Raw genomic sequence first — 22,204 nt, 5'->3', positions numbered from 1 at the left:
TCCTTCCGTCCTTACGGCAGCTTGGTCTGCGCGACGTGCGTGATCAGGTCGTTGACCGCCAGGTGCATCTTGGCGACGAAAGCCTGCGGATACAGACCCATGCCCAGCACCATCAGAGCCAGGATGGCCAGCACCAGGAACTCGCGCTTGTTGACGTCGGACAGCTCGGCCACATGCTCGTTGGCCACGTCGCCGAAGATCACGCGCTTGTACATCCACAAGGTGTAGGCGGCGCCGAAGATCAGCGTGGTGGCGGCCAGCGCGGCGTACCAGAAGTTCACCTGCACCGCGCCCATGATCACCATGAATTCGCCGACGAAGCCGGAAGTGGCCGGCAGGCCGGAGTTGGCCATCGCGAACAGCATCATGAAGGCGGCGAAGATCGGCATCTTGTTGGCCACGCCGCCGTAGTCGGCGATGTTGCGGCTGTGCACGCGGTCGTACATCACGCCGATGCAGAAGAACATCGCGGCGGAGACGAAGCCGTGGGACACCATCTGCACCAGCGCGCCCTCGACCGCCCACTGGTTCAGCTCGCTGCCGGTGAACAGGAACAGGCCCAGGGTCACGAAGCCCATGTGGGAGATGGATGAGTACGCCACCAGCTTCTTCATGTCGGACTGAACCAGCGCCACCAGGCCGATGTAGACCACCGCCACCAGCGACAGGCCGATGATGATGGGCGACAGCTCGCGCGCGGCGTCCGGCATGATGGGCAGGATGAACCGCAGGAAGCCGTAAGCGCCGATCTTCAGCGTGATCGCGGCCAGCACCATGGAGCCGCCGGTCGGCGCTTCCACGTGGGCGTCAGGCAGCCAGGTGTGGACCGGCCACATCGGCACCTTCACCGCGAAGGACATGAAGAAGGCGACGAACAGCAGGATCTGCACCGTCAGCGAAATCTTGGCGATGTCGTGGAAAGCCAGGATCTCGAAGCTCTTGCCGGCCTGGAAGTACAGGTAGATCAACGCGACCAGCATCAGCAGCGAGCCGAGCAGCGTGTACAGGAAGAACTTGATCGACGCGTAGACGCGGCGCGGACCGCCCCAGACGCCGATGATCAGGTACATCGGGATCAGCATGCCTTCGAAGAAGACATAGAACAGGATGGCGTCCAGCGCAGCGAAGGCGCCGTTGATCAGGCCGGACATGATCAGGAAGGCGGCCATGTACTGCGACACGCGCTTCTGGATCACTTCCCAGCCGGCGATCACCACCAACAGCGTGGTGAAGCTGTTGAGCACCACGAACAGCATCGAGATGCCATCCACGCCCAGGTGGTAGTTGATGTTGAGCGAAGCGATCCACGGCTTCATCTCTTCGAACTGCATGCCGCCGTTCAGGTTGTTGAACTCGGTGAACAGCGGGATCGACAGCAGGAAGCCCGCCAGGGCTCCCGCCACCGCCAGCCAGCGCGCCAGCGGCGCGCGCTGGTCGCCGCCGGTGGCCAGCACTACCAGGCCGGCCAGTATCGGCGTCCAGATCACCAGACTTAACAGATTTGTGAACATAGTCAAACCTATATTGTTATTTCAATCCCGGAATCCGGACTCAGCGCAGGATCAGCGGCAGGAACCACCAGGTCATCAGACCCAGCACGCCGATGATCATCGCGGTGGCGTAGCTGTAGATGAAGCCGGTCTGCATGCGGCGCACCACGCTGGAGAACCAGCCCACCAGCTTGGCGGTGCCGTTGACCAGCAGGCCGTCGATCAGCAGCGTGTCGCCCACCTTCCAGAACAAGGTGCCCAGCGCGCGCGAGCCCTTGGCGAACACGGCGAAATAGATCTCGTCCAGGTAGTACTTGTTTTCCAGCAGCTTGTGGATCGGGGCGCACTTTTCCTTGATGGCGGCCGGGATGTGCGGCGCCTTCATGTAGAAGTACCAGGCCACGACGACGCCGGCGATGGCCAGCCACAGCGGCAGCGTGGTGAACGAGTGCAGCGTCATGGCGAAGGCGCCGTGGAATTCGTGCGCCAGCTCTTCCATGCCCGGGTGCGCTTCGTGGTTGACCGCGATCACGCCCTTGAAGAAGTCGCCGTAAACCAGCTTGTCGATGGCGAAGTAGCCCACCAGCACCGACGGAATGGCCAGCAGCACCAGCGGCAGCGTCACCACCCACGGCGATTCGTGCGGCTTGTCGTTCGGGCCCAGTCCATGGTGATGGTCATGGGACACTTCCTCCTCATCGCTGTCGCCATGGTGCTCGTGGTGCGAGCCATGGTTCTCCATCCAACGCTCCTTGCCGTGGAAGACCAGGAAGTACATGCGGAAGGAGTAGAAGGCGGTGATGAACACACCGGCCACCACGGCGAAGTAGGCGAAACCGGCCGCGGACAGATGCGAAGCGGCGACCGCCTCGATGATCGAGTCCTTGGAGTAGAAACCGGAGAAGAACGGCGTGCCGATCAGCGCCAGCGAACCCAGCAGCGAGGTCAGCCAGGTGATGGGCATGTACTTGCGCAGGCCGCCCATGTTCCGCATGTCCTGGTCGTGGTGCATGCCGATGATCACGGAGCCGGCCGCCAGGAACAGCAGCGCCTTGAAGAAGGCGTGGGTCATCACGTGGAACATCGCCACCGAGTACGCCGAAGCGCCCAGCGCCACGGTCATGTAGCCCAGCTGCGACAGCGTGGAATAAGCCACCACGCGCTTGATGTCGTTCTGGACGATGCCGAGGAAGCCCATGAACAGCGCGGTGATCGAGCCTGCCACCATCACCACGTTCAGCGCGGTGTCGGACATCTCGAACAGCGGGCTCATGCGCGACACCATGAAGATGCCGGCGGTCACCATGGTGGCCGCGTGGATCAGCGCCGAGATCGGCGTCGGGCCTTCCATCGAGTCCGGCAGCCACACGTGCAGCGGGAACTGGGCGGATTTACCCATCGCGCCGATGAACAGCAGGATGCAGGTGACGGTCAGCAGCGACCATTGCTGGCCGGGGATGATCTCGATGGTCTTCTGCGCCAGCGCCGGCGCGGCGGCGAACACGTCGCTGTAGTTCAGCGAGCCGCCGAAGTAGGCCAGCACCAGGCCGATGCCCAGCAGGAAGCCGAAGTCGCCGACGCGGTTGACCAGGAAGGCCTTCAGGTTGGCGAACACCGCGGTCGGGCGCTTGAACCAGAAGCCGATCAGCAGATAGGACACCAGGCCCACAGCTTCCCAGCCGAAGAACAGCTGGACGAAGTTGTTGCTCATCACCAGCATCAGCATCGAGAAGGTGAACAGCGAGATGTAGCTGAAGAAACGCTGGTAGCCCGGATCGTCCTGCATGTAGCCGATGGTGTAGATATGCACCATCAGCGACACGCTGGTGACCACCACCAGCATCATCGCGGTCAGCGAGTCGACCAGGAAGCCGACCGAGTACTCGTAGCCGCCGACGGTCAGCCAGGTGTAGACCGGTCCGTTGAACACTTCCGCGCTTCCGTTGAGGAAGCCCAGAAGCACCTTGAGCGACAGCGCGGCGGACAGCGCCACGCCGGCTATCGTGACGACGTGCGAGGCGCGCCGTCCGATCGCCCATCCAAACAGGCCCGCAATGATGGAACCCGCCAACGGAGCGAGTGCAATCAGCAGGTATAAGCTCTTCATATCCATGCTTTTGTGCTTTGTAATGGTTCCGGTTTGCCGTTAGCCCTTGAGGCTGCCCAAGTCTTCAACGTTGATGCTCTGCAGGTTGCGGAACAGCACCACCAGGATCGCCAGACCAATGGCGGACTCGGCGGCGGCAACCGTCAGGATGAAGAACACGAAGATCTGGCCTGCCGAATCCGACAGGTAGTGCGAGAACGCGATGAAGTTGAAGTTCACCGCCAGCAGCATCAGCTCGATGGCCATCAGCAGGATGATCAGGTTTTTCCGGTTCAGGAAAATCCCGAGCACGCTGATGGCGAACAGGATGGCGGCCAGCACCAGAAAGTGAGTCAGTGTCAGCACGTTTCCTCCCTTATTGGTTGATTGGCCGTCAGGCCTGTTGCTCACCGGAATCGGCCTGTTCGGCTTCTTCCACTTTTTTCACGGCATCCATCTTGACGATGCGGACGCGGTCTTCGCGGCGCACCTTCACCTGGACGGCGGGGTCGATCGTCTTGCTGTCCTTGCGCGCGCGCATGGTCAGGCCGATGGCGGCGATCATCGCCAGCAGCAGCACGACCGCCGCGATCTCGAACGGCAGCAGATAGGTGGTGTACAGCTGGCTGCCCAGCATCTTCACGTTGCTGAAGTCGGCGGCCAGCGGCGCGGCGGCCTTGTACTGCGACAGCGCGGCCTGCGGGCTGACCAGGATCAGCGCCATTTCGAACACCATGATGGCGCCGACGGTGGCGGCCACCGGCAGGTTCTTCCAGAAGCCTTCGCGCAGCTTCTCGATGTTGATGTCCAGCATCATCACCACGAACAGGAACAGCACCATCACCGCGCCGACGTAGACCAGCACCAGCGTGATCGCCAGGAACTCCGACTCCATCAGCAGCCAGTGGCCGGCGCTGGTGAAGAAGGCCAGCACCAGGAACAGCGCGGCGTGCACCGGGTTCTTGGCCGTGACCACCCGCACGCCGGCGAAGACCAGGATGGCGGACAGAACGTAGAAAATTACCGTAGTTAGGTTCATGGCCTCCCCTTAGCGATACTTGGCGTCAGCCGCCTTGTTGGCGGCGATTTCGGCCTCGTACTTGTCGCCGATGGCCAGCAGCATCGGCTTGGTGTAGTAGAGGTCGCCACGTTTTTCACCGTGGTATTCGAAGATGTGGGTTTCCACGATGGCGTCCACCGGACAGGCTTCCTCGCAGAAGCCGCAGAAGATGCACTTGGTCAGATCGATGTCGTAGCGCGTGGTGCGGCGGGTGCCGTCGTCGCGCTGCTCGGACTCGATGTTGATGGCCAGCGCCGGACACACCGCCTCGCACAGCTTGCACGCGATGCAGCGCTCTTCGCCGTTGGCGTAGCGGCGCTGCGCGTGCAGGCCGCGGAAGCGCGGCGAAATCGGCGTCTTCTCTTCCGGGAACTGCACAGTGATCTTGCGGGCGAAGAAGTAGCGGCCAGTGACCATCAGGCCCTTGACCAGCTCCACCAGCAGGAAGGTCTTGAAAAAGTTGCGGATCGAATTCATTTTTTCACCTATCCCCTGTCTCAGTGCCAAATGGACAGCGGGGTAAACATCCACACGCCCACCACCAGGATCCACGCCAGGGTCACCGGGATGAACACCTTCCAGCCCAGACGCATGATCTGGTCATAGCGATAGCGCGGGAAGGTGGCGCGGAACCACAGGAAGCAGAACAGCACCATCGACACCTTGATCGCCAGCCAGTGGAAGCCGCCGGCGCCCAGGATGCCCCACGACGCCGGGAACGGCGACAGCCAGCCGCCCAGGAACAGCAGCGCGGTCAGCGCGGCGACCAGGATCATGTTGGCGTATTCGGCCAGGAAGAAGATCGCGAACGCCATGCCCGAATATTCAACGTGGAAACCGGCGACGATTTCCGACTCGCCTTCCGCCACGTCGAACGGCGCGCGGTTGGTCTCGGCCACGCCGGAGATCAGGTAGACGATGAACAGCGGGAACAACGGAATCCAGTTCCAGGACAGCAGCGAGCCGCCGCCCATGCCGAAAGACTGCTGCTTGACGATGTCGACCAGGTTCAGGCTGCCGGACACCATCAGCACGCCCACCAGCGCGAAGCCCATCGCCAGCTCATAGGAAACGATCTGGGCGGCGGAGCGCATCGCGCCGAGGAAGGAGTACTTCGAGTTGCCCGCCCAGCCGGCGATGATCACGCCGTACACGCCCATCGAGGTCAGCGCCAGGATGTACAGCAGCGAAGCGTTGACGTTGGCCACCACCAGGTGTTCGGTGAACGGAATCACCGCCCAGGCCGCCAGGGCCGGTCCGATGGACAGCACCGGCGCCAGCAGGAACAAGCCCTTGCTGGAGTTGGTGGGCAGGATGATTTCCTTCATCAGCAGCTTCACCGCGTCGGCGATGGGCTGCAGCAGACCGAAATAACCGACCCGGTTCGGGCCGATGCGGATCTGCATGTAGCCGATCACCTTGCGCTCGGCCAGCGTCAGATACGCTACGCAGCCCAACATCGGCAGCACGATGGCGATGATCTTCAGCAGGGTCCACACCAGGAGCCCTGCGTCAGTGCCAAGAATACCTTGCAAGAACTCCATCGTTTACCCCTGCTTGATCTCGATTGCGTCGAACATGCCGCCCAGCGCCAGCGTGGAAGCGTGCGCGGCGGCGACCCGTACCACGTCGGCCGGCAGGCTGTCGTCGGCTTCGACCGAAACGCGCGCCTCGCCCTCGCCCTGCTTCAGCAGCGCGGTGGAACCGGCGGCCACGCCCAGCTTGGCCAGCAGGCCGCTGTGCGCGCGGACGGCGGCGGCGCCCTTGGCTTCGTTGGTTTGCTGCAGCGACGGCGCGCGGCGGCAGATGGCGTCGGCCTGGTACATCGGCACTTCGCCTACGCGGACGATGCCGGAGGACACGGCCGGATTAGCGGCGACCTTGGACAGCGCGTTGTTCAGCTTGGAGGCCAGATCGCCGAACTCGGCGCGAACTTCCTCGGCGCTGTTCTGCTCGAAGCCGGACAGGCCCAGCATATTGCCCAGCACGCGCAGCACCTTCCAGGCCGGACGGGTTTCGCCCAGTGGTTTCACCACGCCGTTGAAGGTCTGCAGCTTGCCTTCCATGTTGACGAAGGAGCCGGCGGTCTCGGAGAACGGCGCGATCGGCAGCAGCACGTCGGCGTAATCCAGCAGGCCCTGGCCCTTGTAGGCGGTCAGCGCGATCACGGTGGCGGCCTGCTTCATCGCGGCCACGGCGGCCTGCGGGTTGTAGCTGTCGAACTCCACTTCGGTGTTCAGCAGGAAGTAGGCCTTCTTCGGCTTGGCGATCATCGCGGCGGCGTTGCCGCCGGTCTTCGGCAACGCGCCCACCAGCTCCGCGCCCACGCTGTTGGCGGCTTCGGCCAGGATGCCGAAACGCGCGCCGGACAGGCGGGAGATTTCCTGGGCCAGCGACAGCAGCTGGCCGTAAGCCGGGTGGTGTTGCGCGACGTTGCCCAGCACGATGGACGCGGTCTCGGCGCCGGTCAGGCTTTCAGCGATGACGCGCGCCTGGGCGGACACTTCCACCGACGCCAGGTCGATTTCGCTGGAGCCGGACTTGATCTCGGCCACAGCCTTCAGCACCTGCGACAGCGCGTTCACCAGCGCCAGCGGCGACACGATCAGCTTGCCGTTGATCTTGGTCAGCAGATTGTCGTCGGCGACGTGGATAATGTTGAGCTCGGAACCCTTCTTGACCGATGCGCGCAGGCGGGAGGCCAGCAGCGGCTGTTCCTTGCGCAGCGAGGACCCCACCGCCAGCACCGACTTGGCGTCGGCCAGTTCGGCGATGGTGGAGCCCAGCCATTCGGCGCCCTGCTTGGCGCTGTCGGCGGAGAAGTCGCTGCGGCGCAGGCGGTAGTCGATGGCGTCGACGCCGAAGGCTCGGGCCAGCTTCTGGGCCAGGTGCAGTTCCTCGGTGGTGGAGTGCGGGTTCAGCAGGAAGCCGATGGCGTCCTTGCCGTGATCGGCGGACACGCCGTTCAGGCCCTTCACCACGTAGTTCAGCGCGGTTTCCCAGTCGGTCTCGTGCCACTTGCCGTCGAACTTGATCATCGGCTTGGAGAGACGCTCGGCGCTGTTCAGGCCTTCGTACGAGAAGCGGTCGCGGTCGGCGATCCAGCACTCGTTGATGGCTTCGTTTTCCAGCGGCAGCACGCGCATCACTTCGTTGCTCTTCACCTGGACCACCAGGTTGGAGCCGAGGCCGTCGTGCGGGCTCACCGACTTGCGGCGCGACAGCTCCCAGGCGCGGGTGCTGTAGCGGAACGGCTTGGACGTCAGCGCGCCCACCGGGCACAGGTCGATCACGTTGCCGGAGATTTCCGAGTCCACGGTCTTGCCCAGGAACGGCAGGATCTCGGAGAACTCGCTGCGGTTGGCCATGCCGATTTCCTGGAAGCCGCCCACTTCTTCAGTGAAGCGGACGCAGCGCGTGCAGTGGATGCAGCGCGACATTTCCTCGGCGGAAACCAGCGGGCCCATGTCCTTGCCCACCACCACGCGCTTCTCTTCCTCGTAGCGCGAGGTGGAGTTGCCGTAGCCGACCGCCAGATCCTGCAGCTGGCATTCGCCGCCCTGGTCGCAGATCGGGCAATCCAGCGGGTGGTTGATCAGCAGGAATTCCATCACGCCCTGCTGGGCCTTCTTGGCCAGCGGCGACGCGGTATGGACCTTCATGCCGTCGGTGACGGGGGTGGCACAGGCCGGCAGCGGCTTCGGCGCCTTTTCCACTTCCACCAGGCACATCCGGCAGTTGGCCGCGATGGACAGCTTCTTGTGGTAGCAGAAGTGCGGAATGTAGGTGCCCACCGAGTGGGCCGCCTCGATGACGGTGCTGCCTTGCGGCACCGTCAGTTTCTTACCGTCGATTTCGATTTCAAGCATCGCTCAACACCATTTGTGATCCACCAAGGTCTTTCCGTGTTCGATCGCGTGCTCGAACTCCTCGCGGAAATGCTTGGTGAAACTGCGAACCGGGAACACCGCGGCATCGGCCAGCGCGCAGATGGTGCGGCCGGCCATGTTGTTGCCCACGGAATCCAGGAGCTCCAGATCGCCCTTGCGGCCTTGGCCATTGACGATGCGATGGATCACCTTGTACAGCCAGCCGGTGCCTTCGCGGCACGGCGTGCACTGGCCGCAGGACTCTTCGTGGTAGAAATAGGCCAGACGCTCCAGCGCCTTGACCATGCACACGTCCTCGTTCATCACGATCACGGCGCCCGAACCCAGCATCGAACCGGCTTTGGCGATGCTGTCGTAGTCCATCGTGCACTGCATCATGATGTCGGCCGGCAGCACCGGAGCGGACGAGCCGCCCGGGATCACCGCCTTCAGCTTCTTGCCGTCGCGCATGCCGCCGGCCATTTCCAGCAGCTCGGAGAACGGGGTGCCCAGCGCGATCTCGTAGTTGCCCGGACGGTTGACGTGGCCGGAAACCGAGAACAGCTTGGTGCCGCCGTTGTTCGGCTTGCCCTTCTCGAGGAAGGTCTGCGCGCCGTCGCGGATGATGAAAGGCACCGAAGCGAACGATTCGGTGTTGTTGATCGTGGTCGGCTTGCCGTACAGGCCGAAACTGGCCGGGAACGGCGGCTTGAAGCGCGGCTGGCCCTTTTTGCCTTCCAGCGATTCCAGCAGCGCGGTTTCCTCGCCGCAGATGTAGGCGCCGTAGCCGTGGTGGGCGAACAGGTCGAAGTTGAAGCCCGAGCCCAGGATGTTCTGGCCCAGGAAACCCGCCTTGCGCGCCTCTTCCAGCGCCTCTTCGAACAACACGTAGTCCTCGAAGATTTCGCCGTGGATGTAGTTGTAACCCGCCTTGGTGCCCATCGCGTAACCGGCGATGATCATGCCCTCGATCAGCGAGTGCGGGTTGTAGCGGATGATGTCGCGGTCCTTGAAGGTGCCCGGCTCGCCCTCGTCCGTATTGCAGACGACGTACTTGTCGCCCGGGAACGAGCGCGGCATGAAGCTCCATTTCAGGCCGGTGGGGAAGCCCGCGCCGCCGCGGCCGCGCAGGCCGGAGTTCTTCACTTCCGCGATCACGTCCTCTTGCGTCATCTTGGAGTCGAGGATGCGGCGCAGCGCCTGGTAGCCGCCGCGGGCCACGTAGGCGTCCAGACGCCAGCAGTCGGGCTGCGCGGTGTCGACGCCGTCGAAAATCACGCCATTAGCGAAGACAGCCATTATTTCAACTCCGCCAGTTTTTTATCGATTGCTGCGGGCGTCATGAAGCTGCACATCTTGTGGTTGTTCACCAGCAAGACCGGCGCGTCGCCGCAGGCGCCCATGCATTCGCCTTCCAGCAGGGTGTACATGCCGTCGGCGCTGGTTTCGCCGATGGCGATGCCCAGCTTCTTCGAGATGTACTCCGCGGCGTTGACGCCGCCGGACAGCGCACAGGGCAGGTTGGTGCAGACGGTGATCTTGAATTTGCCCACCGGCTTCATGTCGTACATGTTGTAGAAGGTGGCGACTTCGTAGGCGGCCACCGGGGCGATGCCCAGGTAGTTCGCGACGAACTCGATCAGCTCCTGGTTCAGGCAGCGCGCTTCCGGGGTCTCACCGGCGGCGCGCCGCTCGTCCAGCGCGATGCGCAGCGCGCCCATGACGGCGGAGCGTTTCTGGTCGGCCGGATATTTGGCGACCTCGCGGTCGATCAAGGCTAGCGATTGTGCGGACAGCATCAGCGGTCAATCTCCCCAAACACGATATCCTGCGTACCGATGATCGCGACGACGTCGGCGATCATGTGGCCCTTGGCCATCTCGTCCAGCGCGGCCAAGTGGGCATAGCCCGGCGCGCGGATCTTGAGGCGGTACGGTTTGTTGGCGCCGTCGGACACCAGGTAGATGCCGAACTCGCCCTTCGGGTGCTCCACCGCGGCGTAAGCCTCGCCTTCCGGCACGTGCATGCCTTCGGTGAACAGCTTGAAGTGGTGGATCAGGTCTTCCATATTGGACTTCATGCCTTCGCGCGAAGGCGGAGCCACCTTATGGTTGTCGGTGATCACCGGGCCGGGGTTGGCGCGCAGCCAGGCCACGCACTGCTGGATGATGCGGTTGGACTGGCGCATCTCCTCGACGCGGACCAGGTAGCGGTCGTAGCAGTCGCCGCCCACGCCCACCGGCACGTCGAAGTCCATCTTGTCGTACACATCGTACGGCTGGGTCTTGCGCAGGTCCCAGGCGATGCCGGAACCGCGCAGCATCGGGCCGGTCATGCCCAGATTCAGGGCGCGCTCGGCCGTCACCACGCCGATGCCCACGGTCCGCTGCTTCCAGATGCGGTTGTCGGTCAGCAGGGTTTCGTACTCGTCGACGTAGCCCGGGAAACGGTCGGTGAAATCGCTGATGAAGTCCAGCATCGAGCCCTTGCGGCCTTCGTTCAGGCGCGCCAGCTCTTTGGCGTTCTTGATCTTGGACACGGTGTACTGCGGCATGCTGTCCGGCAGGTCGCGGTAGACGCCGCCCGGACGGAAGTAAGCCGCGTGCATGCGCGCGCCCGACACCGCCTCGTAGCAGTCCATCAGGTCTTCGCGCTCGCGGAACGCGTACAGGAACATCGTCATCGCGCCGATGTCCAGCGCGTGGGCGCCGATCCACAGCAGGTGGTTCAGCACGCGGGTGATTTCGGCGAACATCACGCGGATGTATTGCGCGCGCTCCGGCACCTCGATGCCCATCATTTTCTCGATAGCCAGGCAGTAGGCGTGCTCGTTGCACATCATCGACACGTAGTCGAGACGGTCCATGTACGGCAGCGACTGGATGAAGGTCTTGCTCTCGGCCAGCTTCTCGGTGCCGCGGTGCAGCAGGCCGATGTGCGGGTCGGCGCGCTGGACGACTTCGCCGTCCAGTTCCAGCACCAGGCGCAGCACGCCGTGCGCGGCCGGGTGTTGCGGGCCGAAGTTGAGGGTGTAGTTACGGATCTCAGCCACCGTAATTCTCCTCGCGGATGATGCGCGGCGTGATTTCGCGCGGTTCGATGGTGACCGGCTGATAGATCACGCGCTGCTGGGTCGGGTCGTAGCGCATTTCCACGTGGCCGGACAAGGGGAAGTCCTTGCGGAACGGGTGGCCGACGAAACCGTAGTCGGTCAGCAGGCGGCGCAGGTCGGGATGGCCTTCGAACACGATGCCGTACAGATCGAACGCTTCGCGCTCGAACCAGTTGGCGGCGTTCCAGACGTCGTTGACCGATGGGATCACCGGGAAATCGTCGTCTGCGGCGAAGACGCGCAGGCGGATGCGATGGTTCAGCTTGACGGACAGCAGATGGTACACGGCGGCGAAGCGCGGACCGTCCCACGGCTCGTCGCGGTAGGCGCTGTAGTCCATGCCGCAGACGTCGATGCACTGCTCGAAGGCGAGGTCGGCGTGGTCGCGCAGCGTCAGCGCCACGGACGGCAGATCGGACGCCTTGCAGACGATGGTCAGCTCGTCCAAAGCCTGCGTGCTGCTCACGAGCTTGTCGCCCAGCGCCGCGGCAACGACCGAACCCAACGCTTCCATTTTCTTGGAGGCCATAGTTTCTACCTTAGCGGGCGATGGTGTTGGTACGTTTGATCTTGTTCTGCAGCTGGATGATGCCGTAAAGCAGCGCTTCCGCGGTCGGCGGACAGCCCGGCACGTAGACATCCACAGGCACGATGCGGTCGCAGCCGCGAACTACAGAATAGGAATAGTGATAGTAGCCGCCGCCGTTGGCACAGGAGCCCATCGAGATCACCCAGCGCGGCTCGGCCATCTGGTCGTAAACCTTGCGCAGGGCCGGCGCCATCTTGTTGCACAGCGTGCCGGCGACGATCATCAGGTCGGACTGGCGGGGGCTGGGACGGAACACGACGCCGAAGCGGTCGAGGTCATAACGCGCCGCGCCGGCGTGCATCATTTCCACCGCACAACAGGCCAGGCCGAAGGTCATCGGCCACAGAGAACCAGTGCGGGTATAGTTGATAAGCTTGTCGGCTGTCGTGGTGACGAAGCCTTTCTCCAGAATCCCTTCTACTCCCATTCCAGAGCTCCCTTCTTCCACATGTAGACGAAGCCGAGCGTCAGCACGGCCAGAAATTCGACCATCACGCCCAAACCATAGACGCCCAGATCCTTCAACACCACCGCCCACGGAAACAGGAAGGCGATTTCCAGGTCGAACAGGATGAAGAGAATGGCGATCAGGTAATAGCGGACGTCAAACTTCATGCGGGCATCTTCGAAGGCCTCGAAGCCGCATTCGTATGGAGAAAGTTTCTCAGCGTCGGGACGGTTTGGTGCCAGCAGTTTGCCCAAGACAATAGGGCCCACGCCGACCAGAAGTCCGACGATGACAAACATCAGAATGGGAAAGTAGTTTTGCAGCATTTCCCGTACACCCCCAAAAAAAGAGGGGTCGCCCCCTCTTGGCTCCAAATAAAACAGGCCACCGGAGTCCCGGTGGCCTGTTTTTGAATGGTGGTGCCGACAGTGAGACTCGAACTCACACAGCTTTCGCCACTACCCCCTCAAGATAGCGTGTCTACCAATTTCACCATGTCGGCACAGCAAAGCTTTAAATTGTTACTCCGGGATTTTGGAAGCCGTTCCCGAAGCATTTTTATTAGGCGCGCCTGCCGGGATTTGCGGCACAGCCTGTTCAATCTTACCGCCCATCACGCCGAGATCGCTCTTTCCACCCCCGGAAAGAAAGACCAGCGCCAAAGAAGTCGAGAAAAACACCGCGGCAGCAACCGCGGTCGTTCTGCTCAAGAAATTCGCAGAACCAGACGCCCCGAACAGACTGCCGGACGAGCCACTACCAAAAGCCGCGCCCATATCCGCACCCTTGCCATGCTGCATCAGAACAAGGACGATGATAGATGCTGCGGACAGCAGATTTACAATCCAAATAAGCGTCTTGAGAAGTTCCATACTATATCATTTTTCCTGCGGCTTGGCAAATCACTCTGAATGAACCGGCGTCCAGAGAGGCCCCTCCGACCAGTGCTCCGCCGACGTTTTCCGTCGCCAGGATCGCCTCGGCATTCTCTGCTTTGACACTGCCGCCGTAGAGGACGCGAATCTTATCGGAGCCGGAAACGTTTTGCAAGCACCAATTTTTGATGAATGCATGGATTTCGGCGATCTGCTCAAGCGACGCCACCTTGCCGGTGCCGATGGCCCACACCGGCTCGTAGGCGACAACGTATTCACCATCGGCGATATCGGCCAGGATGGCAAGCTGTTCCCGCACCACATCCAGATAAGCGCCGGACTCGCGCTGCTCCAGCGTCTCCCCGACGCACAGCACCGGGACCACGCCGGCGGCGATGGCATTGCGCATCTTGGCCAGCAGCGCGGCGTTGTCTTCGCGGAAATACTGGCGGCGCTCGGAGTGGCCGACCAGCGCGTAGCGGCAGCCCACGTCGGCCAGCATCGCGGCGCTCACCTCTCCGGTGAAGGCGCCGTCGGCGGCGAAGCGGCTGACATCCTGGGAGGACAAGGCGATGTTGCCACCTTTCAGTTGTTCGGCCAGCGCAGCCAGGTAGACGGCGGGAGCGGCGATGCCGACGCCTTCGCGATTGGTTTCTTCGTCGGCGAGCAAGGCCGCCGCCAGCTGGCGGGCGCTGTCGCCGCGGGTGTTCATCTTCCAGTTGCCAATCACCAGTTTGCCGGACATGCGTTTCTCCACTTCATGTTGCTTGGTTGGCGCCGATTATAGCGCGCCCCGCCCCGCCGCTCCAATGGGCCTGGATCAAGCATTTACGACTTGTAATATTACTGAAAGATTCGCCCGATACGATGGCGACCATCACAAACGCAGTCCCATCCTTTCGTTCGGGAGTTAAGCAATGAAACAGTCTGTTCGTCTGGCCGCAGTCCTCGGCTCCACGCTGATCGCAGGCTCGGTCTACGCGGCTGACATCACCGGCGCCGGCGCGACCTTCCCCTACCCGCTGTACGCCAAGTGGGCGGCGACCTACAAGGGCAGCACCGGCAACAACATGAACTACCAGTCCATCGGCTCCGGCGGCGGCATCAAGCAGATCCAGTCCAAGACCGTGGATTTCGGCGCGTCCGACATGCCGCTGAAGCCGGAAGAGCTGGAAAAGTCCGGACTGACTCAGTTCCCGACCGTGATGGGCGGCGTGGTGCCGGTGTACAACATCCCGGGCGTCGCCGCCGGCCAGATCAAATTCACCGGCGCGCTCTTGGCCGACATCTACCTGGGCAAGGTAGGCAAGTGGAACGATCCGGCCATCGCCAAGCTGAACCCGGGCGTCAAGCTGCCCGACCAGCGCATCTCGGTCGTCCGCCGCTCCGACGGCTCCGGCACCACCTTCATCTTCACCAACTATCTGTCCAAGGTATCGCCGGAATGGGCGAAGGACGTCGGCTCCAACACCGCCGTCAGCTGGAAGGGCAGCTCGGTGGGCGGCAAGGGCAACGAGGGCGTGGCCAACTACGTGTCGCGCATCAAGGGTGCCATCGGCTACGTCGAATACGCCTACGCCAAGCAGAACAAGCTGGCCTACGGCCTGCTGCAGAACCAGTCCGGCGCCTTCGTCAAGCCGGATGAGGCCTCGTTCAAGGCCGCAGCCGCCAACGCCGATTGGAAGAAAGCGCCGGGCTTCTACCTGCTGCTGACCAACCAGCCGGGCAAGCAGAGCTGGCCGATCGCCGGCGCCACCTTCATCCTGATGCACAAGAAGCAGGACAAGCCGGCGCAGGCCACCGAAGTGCTGAAGTACTTCGACTGGGCATACAAGAACGGCGACAAAACCGCGCAGGAACTGGATTACATCCCGATGCCCGATAGCGTGAAGGGCGTGATCCGCACCAGCTGGAAACAAATCACCGACGGCAGCGGCAAGGCTGTCTGGAACTGACAGGCGACGCTTATACTGTCGCACCCAGGCCGGGGGGAGTTCGCTCTCTCCGGCCTTGTGTCTGAACCATCAAGAATCGGCGCATGCAAAAACTGAGCTATGAGCAGCAACTGGGACGCCAGCAGCTGCTGGACAAAATCTTCCGGGTGACCACCCGCTGTTTCGCCTTCCTGGTGCTGGCGCTGCTGCTGGGCATCCTCCTTTCGCTGCTGGTCGGCGCCATGCCCAGCATCAAGGGCTTCGGCTGGAGCTTCCTGTTCAATACCGACTGGGATCCGGTGCAGGAAAAATTCGGCGCCGTCGTGCCCATCTTCGGCACCCTGGCCACGTCCTTCATCGCCTTGCTGATCGGCGTGCCGGTCAGCTTCGGCATCGCGCTGTTCCTGACCGAGCTGTGCCCGACCTGGCTCAAGCGCCCGCTGGGCATCGCCGTCGAGTTGCTGGCCGGCATTCCGTCCATCATCTACGGCATGTGGGGCCTGTTCGTGTTCGCCCCGTTCTTCGCCGACCACATCCAGCCATGGCTGATCGACAATCTGGGCGAGCTGCCTCTGCTGGGCTTCCTGTTCCAGGGGGCGCCGATGGGCATCGGCCTGTTCTCCGCCGGCCTGATCCTAGCCATCATGGTGATTCCATTCATCGCCTCGGTGATGCGCGACGTGTTCGAAGTGGTGCCCACCATGCTGAAGGAGTCGGCCTACGGCCTGGGCTCCACCACCTGGGAGGTGGTGCGCTACGTGGTGCTGCCCTACACCAAGACCGGCGTCGTCGGCGGCATCATGCTGGGCCTGGGACGCGCGCTGGGCGAAACCATGGCGGTCACTTTCGTGATCGGCAACTCCACCCGCTTTTCCACCAGCCTGTTCGAGCCGGGCAACTCCATCGCCTCGTCGCTGGCCAATGAATTCGCCGAAGCCAACGGCGACCTGTACATGGGCTCGCTGATCGAACTGGGCCTGATCCTGTTCTTCATCACCTTCGTGGTGCTGTCCTGCTCCAAACTGCTGCTGCTGCGCCTGAAGAAGCAGGAAGGCAAGCCTTCCTGACATGAAAGACGTCAAAACGATGAGCCAAGCGACAATGAACGACGCCTTGCGCACCGCCCCCGCATCCGGCCTGAAGCAGGATAGCCTCACTTACCGCCGGCGCCGGCTGGTCAACCGGCTGACCATGGCCGCGTCGATGCTGACCATGGTTTTCGGCCTGTTCTGGCTGTTCTGGATCCTGATCACGCTGCTGCAGCACGGCCTGTCCGGCATCAGCTGGCAGGTGTTCACCGAAAGCACGCCGCCGCCGGGTTCCGCCGGCGGCCTGGCCAACGCCATATACGGCAGCCTGGTGATGACCGCCTTCGGCACGCTGTTCGGCACGCCGATCGGCATCCTGGCCGGCATCTACTTGGCCGAATTCGGCCAGCGCGGCTGGCTGGCGCCCATCACCCGCTTCATCAACGACATCCTGCTGTCGGCGCCGTCCATCGTGATCGGCCTGTTCGTGTACGAGGTGTACGTGGTGTCGGTCGGCCACTTCTCCGGCTGGGCCGGCTCCTTCGCCCTGGCCATCCTGGTGATCCCGGTGGTGGTGCGCACCACCGAGAACATGCTGCGCCTGGTGCCGAACAGCCTGCGCGAAGCCGCCGCCGCGCTCGGCGCGCCGCAATGGAAGGTGACGCTGACCGTGACGCTGCGCGCGGCCCAAGCCGGCGTGCTGACCGGCATCCTGCTGGCGGTGGCCCGGATTTCCGGCGAAACCGCGCCGCTGCTGTTCACCGCGTTGAACAACCAGTTCTTCAACAGCAATATGAACCAGCCGATGGCCAACCTGCCGATCGTGATCTTCCAGTTCGCGATGAGCCCCTACGAGGACTGGCACACGCTGGCCTGGGCCGGCTCGCTGCTGATCACTTTCAGCGTCCTCGCCCTGAACATCGTCGCCCGCTGGATGGGCGGCCGCAAGAATCAATCGAATTAAGGCATGACAACCATGACCAGCACCGCCTCCAAGCTCGAGGTCCGCGACCTGAACTTCTTCTATGGCAACTTCCACGCGCTGAAAGGCATTCAGCTGGAGATCGCGCCGCGCAAGGTGACCGCCTTCATCGGCCCGTCCGGCTGCGGCAAATCCACGCTGCTGCGCACCTTCAACCGCATGTACGAGCTCTACCCCGGCCTGCGCGCCGAGGGCGAGATCATGCTGGACGGCCAGAACATCCTGGCGCGCGACGTCGACGTCAACCTGCTGCGCGCCAAAGTGGGCATGGTGTTCCAGAAGCCGACGCCGTTCCCGATGTCGATCTACGACAACATCACCTTCGGCGTGAAGCTGTACGAGAAGCTGTCCAAGGGCGAGATGGAAGACCGCGTCGAATGGGCGCTGCGCAAGGCCGCGCTGTGGGACGAGGTGAAGGACAAGCTCAAGCAGTCCGGCAATTCGCTGTCCGGCGGCCAGCAGCAGCGGCTGTGCATCGCCCGCGCGGTGGCCTCCAAGCCGGAAGTGCTGCTGTTGGACGAGCCGACCTCGGCGCTGGACCCGATCTCCACCGCCCACATCGAAGAGCTGATCCACGAACTGAAAGAGGACTACACCATCGCCATCGTGACGCACAATATGCAGCAGGCGGCGCGGGTGTCCGATTACACCGCCTACATGTATCTGGGCGAGATGGTGGAGTTCGGCCATACCGACACCATCTTCACCACGCCGCAGAAGAAGGCGACCGAGGACTACATCACCGGCAAATTCGGCTGATCCCATCCCCAGAGACGGCTGGAGGCCCCATTCCGCCAGCCGTTTTTCATGCCGTCCGGCCAAGCAATAATGATGACGCCATTTTGCAAAATCATGGACTTAGCCGTCTTGCAACCCAGCGCTGTCAAGAAGATTTTGCCGTTTTCGCAGGCAAAACCACACGCTTTATTTTTTTTTTATAAAGACTTGACGGCCATGGCGCGGAACACAACAATCCCGCCTTTACGATAAACGCTGACACGCCATGCTGGACCTGTTTTCCGGGCTCGATACCCATGTAGCCATCACTTTGATGCTTTCTCTGGGCTTCGTGCTCGCCTTTGAGTTCATCAACGGTTTTCACGATACCGCCAACGCCGTCGCCACCGTCATCTACACCCAGTCGATGAAGCCGCGCCTGGCCGTGTTCTATTCCGGCGTCTGCAACTTCCTCGGCGTGATGAGCGGCGGCCTGGCCGTCGCCTACGCCATCGTGCACCTGCTGCCGGTGGACCTGCTGATCTCGGTGAACACCAGCCGCGGCATGGCGATGGTGTTCGCCCTGCTCGCCGCCGCCATCCTGTGGAACCTCGGCACCTGGTATCTGGGCCTGCCGGCGTCCAGCAGCCACACGCTGATCGGCGCCATTCTGGGCGTGGGCGTGGCCAACAGCTTCATCAACAACACCTCGCTGTCGCACGGCATCAACTGGGGCAAGGCGATCGACGTCGGCGCCTCGCTATTGGTGTCGCCGATCGCCGGCGCGGTGATGGCGGGCCTGATCGTCATCCTGTTGCGGCGCTTCCGTCCTCGCAGCAACGTCCACAAAACCCCGTACCAGCGCCAGCAGGTGGAGGGCCGCAAGCATCCGCCGTTCTGGACCCGCTTCATGTTGATCGTGTCGGCGATGGGCGTCAGCTTCGCCCACGGCTCCAACGACGGCCAGAAGGGCGTCGGCCTGGTGATGCTGGTGCTGATCGGCATCGTGCCGGCCAAGTTCGTGCTGAACCTGGACAGCACCCCGTACCAGTTGGAGCGCACCCGCGACGCGGCTCAGCATCTGCAGCAGTTCTACCAGCGCCACGAGGCCGATCTGTCCAAGATCATCGTCAAGTCCACCAGCACCAGCCAGTACGAGTGCCACCCGCAGCAGACGGTGGCCACCGCCGACCAGCTGCTGAAGCTGATGGGCGACGGCAACGACTACCATACCCTCAGCGCCTCTCAACGCTGGGACGTGCGCACCCAGCTCTTGTGCCTGGACGACGCCGCCAAGAAGGCAGCCGATCTGCCCAAGCTGTCCTCAGACGACAAGCAGCTGCTGAGCAATCTGCGCAAGGATCTGACCACCACCACAGAATACGCGCCCACCTGGGTGATCGTGGCCGTGGCCTTGGCGCTGGGCATCGGCACCATGATAGGCTGGCGCCGCGTGGTGAAGACCGTGGGCGAAGGCATCGGCAAGAAGGACATGACCTACGCCCAGGGCGTGGCCGCGCAGACCACCGCCGCCGTGTCCATCGGCCTGGCCAGCTGGTTCGGCTTCCCGGTGTCCACCACCCACGTGCTGTCCAGCGGCGTGGCCGGCACCATGATCGCCGACAAGGCCGGCCTGCAGATGAGCACCGTGCGCTCGATCGCGCTGGCCTGGCTGTTCACGCTGCCTGCCTCGATGGGCCTGGCCGCCGGCCTGTACTACCTGGCGGCGCAGTGGTTCTGACCCGAACCGCGCCCAAACGCAAAAGCCGCTCGATGAGCGGCTTTTTTCATGCTTGATCCAGGTCAACGGAGCGGCTGTCCGCGCTTGAACGAAAAATTCATTGATTGCTAATATACGCCTGCTTCATTAATGGTTTCTTTTGTTTGCAGCAATCCTCCCTCGCCGCCGCGATTTCCCCCAATCGCGGCGGATTTTTTTATGCCTTGAGGAATTGCTCGCGGCCGGCCAGCCAGCGCTCCAGATGCGCCTCGGCCTCCCGCGGCCAGCGCTCCAGCAAGACCGGCGCCAGATCGCGCGCCGCCTCCAGCAGCGCCTGATCCTGCTCCAGGTCGGCGAAGCGCAGCATCGGCAAGCCGCTTTGCCGCGCGCCCAGAAACTCGCCGGGACCGCGGATCTGCAGATCCTGGCGGGCGATCTCGAAACCGTCGGTATTCTCGTAGATCACCTTCAGCCGCGCTTTGGCCAGATCAGACAAGGGGTTCTCGAACAACAGCACGCACACGCTCCTGGCGCTGCCCCGCCCTACCCGGCCGCGCAGCTGGTGCAATTGCGCGAGGCCCATGCGCTCGGCGTGCTCGATCACCATCAGGCTGGCATTGGGCACGTCGACGCCGACCTCGATCACCGTCGTCGCCACCAGCACGTCCAGCTGGCCCGCCCCGAACGCCGCCATCGCCTCGGCCTTCTCCGCCGCCTTCATCCGGCCATGCACCAGGCCGATGCGGCGGCCCGGCAAGTCCTGCAGCAGCTGCTGATGGCAATCCACCGCCGTCTGCAGTTGCAGCGCCTCGGATTCCTCGATCAGCGGGCACACCCAGTAGGCCTGATTGCCCTCGGCGCAAGTCTTCTCGACGAACTGCACCACCTCGGCGCGGCGCGGACTGCCGATCAGCTTGGTGACGATGGGGGTGCGGCCCGGCGGCAGCTCGTCTATCGCCGATACGTCCAGGTCGGCGTAGAAGCTCATCGCCAGCGTGCGCGGGATGGGCGTGGCCGACATCATCAACTGATGGGGCTCCTCGCCCTTGTCCTGCAGCGCCAGCCGCTGGCCGACGCCGAAGCGGTGCTGCTCGTCGACGATGGCCAGCCCCAGCTTCTGGAAGGCCACGTCGTCCTGGAACAAGGCATGGGTGCCCACCGCCAGCCGGCATTGGCCGGAAGCGATCTCGTCCAGCGCCTGCTGCTTGGCTTTCTTGCGCAGACTGCCGGACAGCCAGGACACGCAGGTGCCCAGCGGCGCCAGCCAGCCGGACAGTTTCAGGTAATGCTGCTCGGCCAGGATTTCGGTCGGCGCCATCAGCGCCACCTGGTAGCCGGCCTCGATCGCCGACAGCGCCGCCAGCGCGGCGACGATGGTCTTGCCGCTGCCGACATCGCCCTGCAGCAGCCGGTGCATCGGGTGCGCTTGCCGCATGTCGGCGCGGATTTCGTCCAGCACCCTGCGCTGCGCGCCGGTCAGCTGGAACGGCAGATGGGCCAGCAGTTTTCCACTCAGGCTGCCGTCGCCGGCGATGCGCGGCGCCTGCCCGAGCCGGCGCGCGCGGTAGGCGAGGCGCATCGACAGCTGCTGCGCCAGCAACTCGTCGAATTTCAGCCGCTGCCAGGCCGGCAATTGCGGATCGGCCAGTTGCTGCGCCGACCACTCCGGCGGCGGCAGATGCAGCAGGCGGATGGCGTCGGCGAACGGCAGCAGGGCCAGCGGCTCCATCAACGGCGCCGGCAGCAGCTCGTCCAGACGCTGCGATTTCAACTCGGCGTGCACCAGTTTGCGCAGCACCGGCTGGGTCAGACCGTTGACCGTCGGGTAGACCGGGGTCAGGCTGTCGGCCAGCGGCGCGCCCTCGCGCACTTCGCGGGTCTTGGGATGGACCATCTCGTCGCCGGCGAAGCCGCGGCGGATCTCGCCCAGCGCGCGCACGCGGCTGCCCTCAGCGAACTGCTTGAGCTGGCTGGGATAGAAGTGGATGAAGCGCAGCAGCAGCGTGCCGCTGCCGTCCTCGATCTGCACCCTGAGCTGCTTGCGCGGCTTGTAGCTGACCTCGTGCGCGGTGACGGTGCCCTCCACCAGCGCCGGCTGGCCATAAGGCGCGTCGGCGATCGGGTACAGATGGGTTTCGTCCTCGTAGCGCAGCGGCAGGTGCAGCACCAGGTCGAAGCGGCGGCGTATGCCCAGCTTCTCCAGCTTCTTGACCAGCGCGGCCGGCGCCGCCGGCGGCTGGTTGGCGAGATCGATCGGGGAATTCATGAGTAGCGATTGTACCCAACAATGAGAA

The 22,204-nt window shown here is 63.3% G+C and carries 21 protein-coding genes and 1 tRNA gene; 5 read left to right on the top strand and 17 right to left on the bottom strand.

Going from position 1 to position 22,204, the window contains the following annotated elements; all coding sequences use genetic code 11:
* Nucleotides 1-11 precede the first annotated feature (11 nt).
* The 16 genes from BKX93_RS17815 to tpiA all read right to left on the bottom strand — a co-directional run bounded on the left by BKX93_RS17815 (nucleotide 12) and on the right by tpiA (nucleotide 14,274).
* The gene (locus tag BKX93_RS17815) at nucleotides 12-1,511 is read right to left on the bottom strand and encodes an NADH-quinone oxidoreductase subunit M (protein WP_021476506.1); all 1,500 of its coding nucleotides are present in this window, start codon (nucleotides 1,509-1,511) and stop codon (nucleotides 12-14) included.
* A gap of 40 nt (nucleotides 1,512-1,551) precedes the next feature.
* On the bottom strand, nucleotides 1,552-3,603 hold the full coding sequence (gene nuoL / locus BKX93_RS17810; RefSeq protein WP_046155440.1) for an NADH-quinone oxidoreductase subunit L: 2,052 nt from the start codon (nucleotides 3,601-3,603) through the stop codon (nucleotides 1,552-1,554).
* A 33-nt stretch (nucleotides 3,604-3,636) separates the two neighbouring features.
* Complete coding sequence (gene nuoK / locus BKX93_RS17805; RefSeq protein WP_011134506.1) at nucleotides 3,637-3,942, bottom strand: NADH-quinone oxidoreductase subunit NuoK; 306 nt, start codon at nucleotides 3,940-3,942, stop codon at nucleotides 3,637-3,639.
* Between the two features lie 28 nt (nucleotides 3,943-3,970).
* Nucleotides 3,971-4,615 carry an NADH-quinone oxidoreductase subunit J gene (locus BKX93_RS17800; protein WP_070980772.1) on the bottom strand — a complete coding sequence of 215 codons (645 nt, stop codon included), beginning with the start codon at nucleotides 4,613-4,615 and terminating at the stop codon, nucleotides 3,971-3,973.
* A 9-nt stretch (nucleotides 4,616-4,624) separates the two neighbouring features.
* On the bottom strand, nucleotides 4,625-5,104 hold the full coding sequence (gene nuoI, locus BKX93_RS17795; RefSeq protein WP_199776295.1) for an NADH-quinone oxidoreductase subunit NuoI: 480 nt from the start codon (nucleotides 5,102-5,104) through the stop codon (nucleotides 4,625-4,627).
* 29 nt (nucleotides 5,105-5,133) lie between these two features.
* Entirely contained in the window at nucleotides 5,134-6,180 is a 1,047-nt protein-coding gene (gene nuoH / locus BKX93_RS17790; RefSeq protein ID WP_021476502.1) for an NADH-quinone oxidoreductase subunit NuoH, read from the bottom strand.
* 3 nt (nucleotides 6,181-6,183) lie between these two features.
* Nucleotides 6,184-8,505: an NADH-quinone oxidoreductase subunit NuoG gene (nuoG, locus tag BKX93_RS17785; protein WP_070980771.1), complete on the bottom strand. Its 2,322-nt coding sequence runs from the start codon at nucleotides 8,503-8,505 to the stop codon at nucleotides 6,184-6,186.
* Between the two features lie 3 nt (nucleotides 8,506-8,508).
* Complete coding sequence (gene nuoF / locus BKX93_RS17780) at nucleotides 8,509-9,804, bottom strand: NADH-quinone oxidoreductase subunit NuoF (RefSeq protein WP_046166378.1); 1,296 nt, start codon at nucleotides 9,802-9,804, stop codon at nucleotides 8,509-8,511.
* Nucleotides 9,804-10,304, bottom strand: a complete 501-nt coding sequence (nuoE, locus tag BKX93_RS17775) for an NADH-quinone oxidoreductase subunit NuoE (protein WP_021476499.1) — start codon at nucleotides 10,302-10,304, stop codon at nucleotides 9,804-9,806. The genes nuoF and nuoE overlap by 1 nt, the downstream gene beginning before the upstream one ends.
* The gene (locus tag BKX93_RS17770; protein WP_046155444.1) at nucleotides 10,304-11,557 is read right to left on the bottom strand and encodes an NADH-quinone oxidoreductase subunit D; all 1,254 of its coding nucleotides are present in this window, start codon (nucleotides 11,555-11,557) and stop codon (nucleotides 10,304-10,306) included. Before BKX93_RS17770 ends, nuoE begins: the two co-directional genes overlap by 1 nt.
* Nucleotides 11,550-12,146: an NADH-quinone oxidoreductase subunit C gene (locus tag BKX93_RS17765; RefSeq protein WP_046155445.1), complete on the bottom strand. Its 597-nt coding sequence runs from the start codon at nucleotides 12,144-12,146 to the stop codon at nucleotides 11,550-11,552. Before BKX93_RS17765 ends, BKX93_RS17770 begins: the two co-directional genes overlap by 8 nt.
* Before the next feature lie 10 nt (nucleotides 12,147-12,156).
* Nucleotides 12,157-12,633 carry a NuoB/complex I 20 kDa subunit family protein gene (locus BKX93_RS17760; protein WP_011134497.1) on the bottom strand — a complete coding sequence of 159 codons (477 nt, stop codon included), beginning with the start codon at nucleotides 12,631-12,633 and terminating at the stop codon, nucleotides 12,157-12,159.
* Nucleotides 12,624-12,980 (bottom strand): NADH-quinone oxidoreductase subunit A, encoded by a 357-nt coding sequence (locus BKX93_RS17755; RefSeq protein ID WP_011134496.1) that lies wholly within the window; start codon nucleotides 12,978-12,980, stop codon nucleotides 12,624-12,626. Before BKX93_RS17755 ends, BKX93_RS17760 begins: the two co-directional genes overlap by 10 nt.
* A 91-nt stretch (nucleotides 12,981-13,071) precedes the next feature.
* A tRNA-Leu gene (locus BKX93_RS17750) sits at nucleotides 13,072-13,156 on the bottom strand.
* 19 nt (nucleotides 13,157-13,175) lie between these two features.
* Nucleotides 13,176-13,526: a preprotein translocase subunit SecG gene (gene secG / locus BKX93_RS17745; RefSeq protein ID WP_021476496.1), complete on the bottom strand. Its 351-nt coding sequence runs from the start codon at nucleotides 13,524-13,526 to the stop codon at nucleotides 13,176-13,178.
* A 1-nt stretch (nucleotide 13,527) separates the two neighbouring features.
* Nucleotides 13,528-14,274 (bottom strand): triose-phosphate isomerase, encoded by a 747-nt coding sequence (gene tpiA, locus BKX93_RS17740; protein ID WP_082106995.1) that lies wholly within the window; start codon nucleotides 14,272-14,274, stop codon nucleotides 13,528-13,530.
* A 172-nt stretch (nucleotides 14,275-14,446) separates the two neighbouring features.
* Here tpiA and pstS point away from each other — a divergent pair, with 172 nt between their 5' ends.
* The 5 genes from pstS to BKX93_RS17715 all read left to right on the top strand — a co-directional run bounded on the left by pstS (nucleotide 14,447) and on the right by BKX93_RS17715 (nucleotide 19,931).
* A complete protein-coding gene (gene pstS / locus BKX93_RS17735; protein WP_021476494.1) occupies nucleotides 14,447-15,484 on the top strand; it encodes a phosphate ABC transporter substrate-binding protein PstS in 1,038 nt (345 codons plus the stop codon).
* An 83-nt stretch (nucleotides 15,485-15,567) separates the two neighbouring features.
* Nucleotides 15,568-16,530 (top strand): phosphate ABC transporter permease subunit PstC, encoded by a 963-nt coding sequence (gene pstC, locus BKX93_RS17730; protein ID WP_021476493.1) that lies wholly within the window; start codon nucleotides 15,568-15,570, stop codon nucleotides 16,528-16,530.
* Nucleotides 16,531-16,564: 34 nt separating this feature from the next.
* On the top strand, nucleotides 16,565-17,455 hold the full coding sequence (pstA, locus tag BKX93_RS17725; protein WP_021476492.1) for a phosphate ABC transporter permease PstA: 891 nt from the start codon (nucleotides 16,565-16,567) through the stop codon (nucleotides 17,453-17,455).
* 3 nt (nucleotides 17,456-17,458) lie between these two features.
* Nucleotides 17,459-18,232, top strand: a complete 774-nt coding sequence (gene pstB / locus BKX93_RS17720) for a phosphate ABC transporter ATP-binding protein PstB (RefSeq protein ID WP_186009439.1) — start codon at nucleotides 17,459-17,461, stop codon at nucleotides 18,230-18,232.
* A 244-nt stretch (nucleotides 18,233-18,476) separates the two neighbouring features.
* Nucleotides 18,477-19,931, top strand: a complete 1,455-nt coding sequence (locus BKX93_RS17715; RefSeq protein WP_021476490.1) for an inorganic phosphate transporter — start codon at nucleotides 18,477-18,479, stop codon at nucleotides 19,929-19,931.
* A 196-nt stretch (nucleotides 19,932-20,127) separates the two neighbouring features.
* Here the strand turns inward: BKX93_RS17715 and recG are convergent, their stop codons facing one another.
* Nucleotides 20,128-22,176: an ATP-dependent DNA helicase RecG gene (recG, locus tag BKX93_RS17710; protein ID WP_070980770.1), complete on the bottom strand. Its 2,049-nt coding sequence runs from the start codon at nucleotides 22,174-22,176 to the stop codon at nucleotides 20,128-20,130.
* Nucleotides 22,177-22,204 lie beyond the last annotated feature (28 nt).

The organism is Chromobacterium vaccinii (assembly GCF_001855275.1).
Lineage (GTDB): Bacteria > Pseudomonadota > Gammaproteobacteria > Burkholderiales > Chromobacteriaceae > Chromobacterium > Chromobacterium vaccinii.
The sequence above is the reverse complement of the archived record's forward strand: the minus strand, read 5'-3'. Positions and strand labels throughout refer to the sequence as shown.

Coding starts and splice junctions, on each gene's coding strand:
- BKX93_RS17815 (WP_021476506.1), bottom strand. CDS start 1,511: ATGTTCACAAATCTGTTAAGTCTGGTGATCTGGACGCCGATACTGGCC.
- recG (WP_070980770.1), bottom strand. CDS start 22,176: ATGAATTCCCCGATCGATCTCGCCAACCAGCCGCCGGCGGCGCCGGCC.
- pstS (WP_021476494.1), top strand. CDS start 14,447: ATGAAACAGTCTGTTCGTCTGGCCGCAGTCCTCGGCTCCACGCTGATC.
- nuoL (WP_046155440.1), bottom strand. CDS start 3,603: ATGGATATGAAGAGCTTATACCTGCTGATTGCACTCGCTCCGTTGGCG.
- BKX93_RS17715 (WP_021476490.1), top strand. CDS start 18,477: ATGCTGGACCTGTTTTCCGGGCTCGATACCCATGTAGCCATCACTTTG.
- nuoH (WP_021476502.1), bottom strand. CDS start 6,180: ATGGAGTTCTTGCAAGGTATTCTTGGCACTGACGCAGGGCTCCTGGTG.
- BKX93_RS17755 (WP_011134496.1), bottom strand. CDS start 12,980: ATGCTGCAAAACTACTTTCCCATTCTGATGTTTGTCATCGTCGGACTT.
- BKX93_RS17800 (WP_070980772.1), bottom strand. CDS start 4,615: ATGAACCTAACTACGGTAATTTTCTACGTTCTGTCCGCCATCCTGGTC.
- nuoE (WP_021476499.1), bottom strand. CDS start 10,304: ATGCTGTCCGCACAATCGCTAGCCTTGATCGACCGCGAGGTCGCCAAA.
- tpiA (WP_082106995.1), bottom strand. CDS start 14,274: ATGTCCGGCAAACTGGTGATTGGCAACTGGAAGATGAACACCCGCGGC.
- pstB (WP_186009439.1), top strand. CDS start 17,459: ATGACAACCATGACCAGCACCGCCTCCAAGCTCGAGGTCCGCGACCTG.
- BKX93_RS17760 (WP_011134497.1), bottom strand. CDS start 12,633: ATGGGAGTAGAAGGGATTCTGGAGAAAGGCTTCGTCACCACGACAGCC.
- nuoF (WP_046166378.1), bottom strand. CDS start 9,804: ATGGCTGTCTTCGCTAATGGCGTGATTTTCGACGGCGTCGACACCGCG.
- pstC (WP_021476493.1), top strand. CDS start 15,568: ATGCAAAAACTGAGCTATGAGCAGCAACTGGGACGCCAGCAGCTGCTG.
- BKX93_RS17765 (WP_046155445.1), bottom strand. CDS start 12,146: ATGGCCTCCAAGAAAATGGAAGCGTTGGGTTCGGTCGTTGCCGCGGCG.
- secG (WP_021476496.1), bottom strand. CDS start 13,526: ATGGAACTTCTCAAGACGCTTATTTGGATTGTAAATCTGCTGTCCGCA.
- pstA (WP_021476492.1), top strand. CDS start 16,565: ATGAACGACGCCTTGCGCACCGCCCCCGCATCCGGCCTGAAGCAGGAT.
- nuoG (WP_070980771.1), bottom strand. CDS start 8,505: ATGCTTGAAATCGAAATCGACGGTAAGAAACTGACGGTGCCGCAAGGC.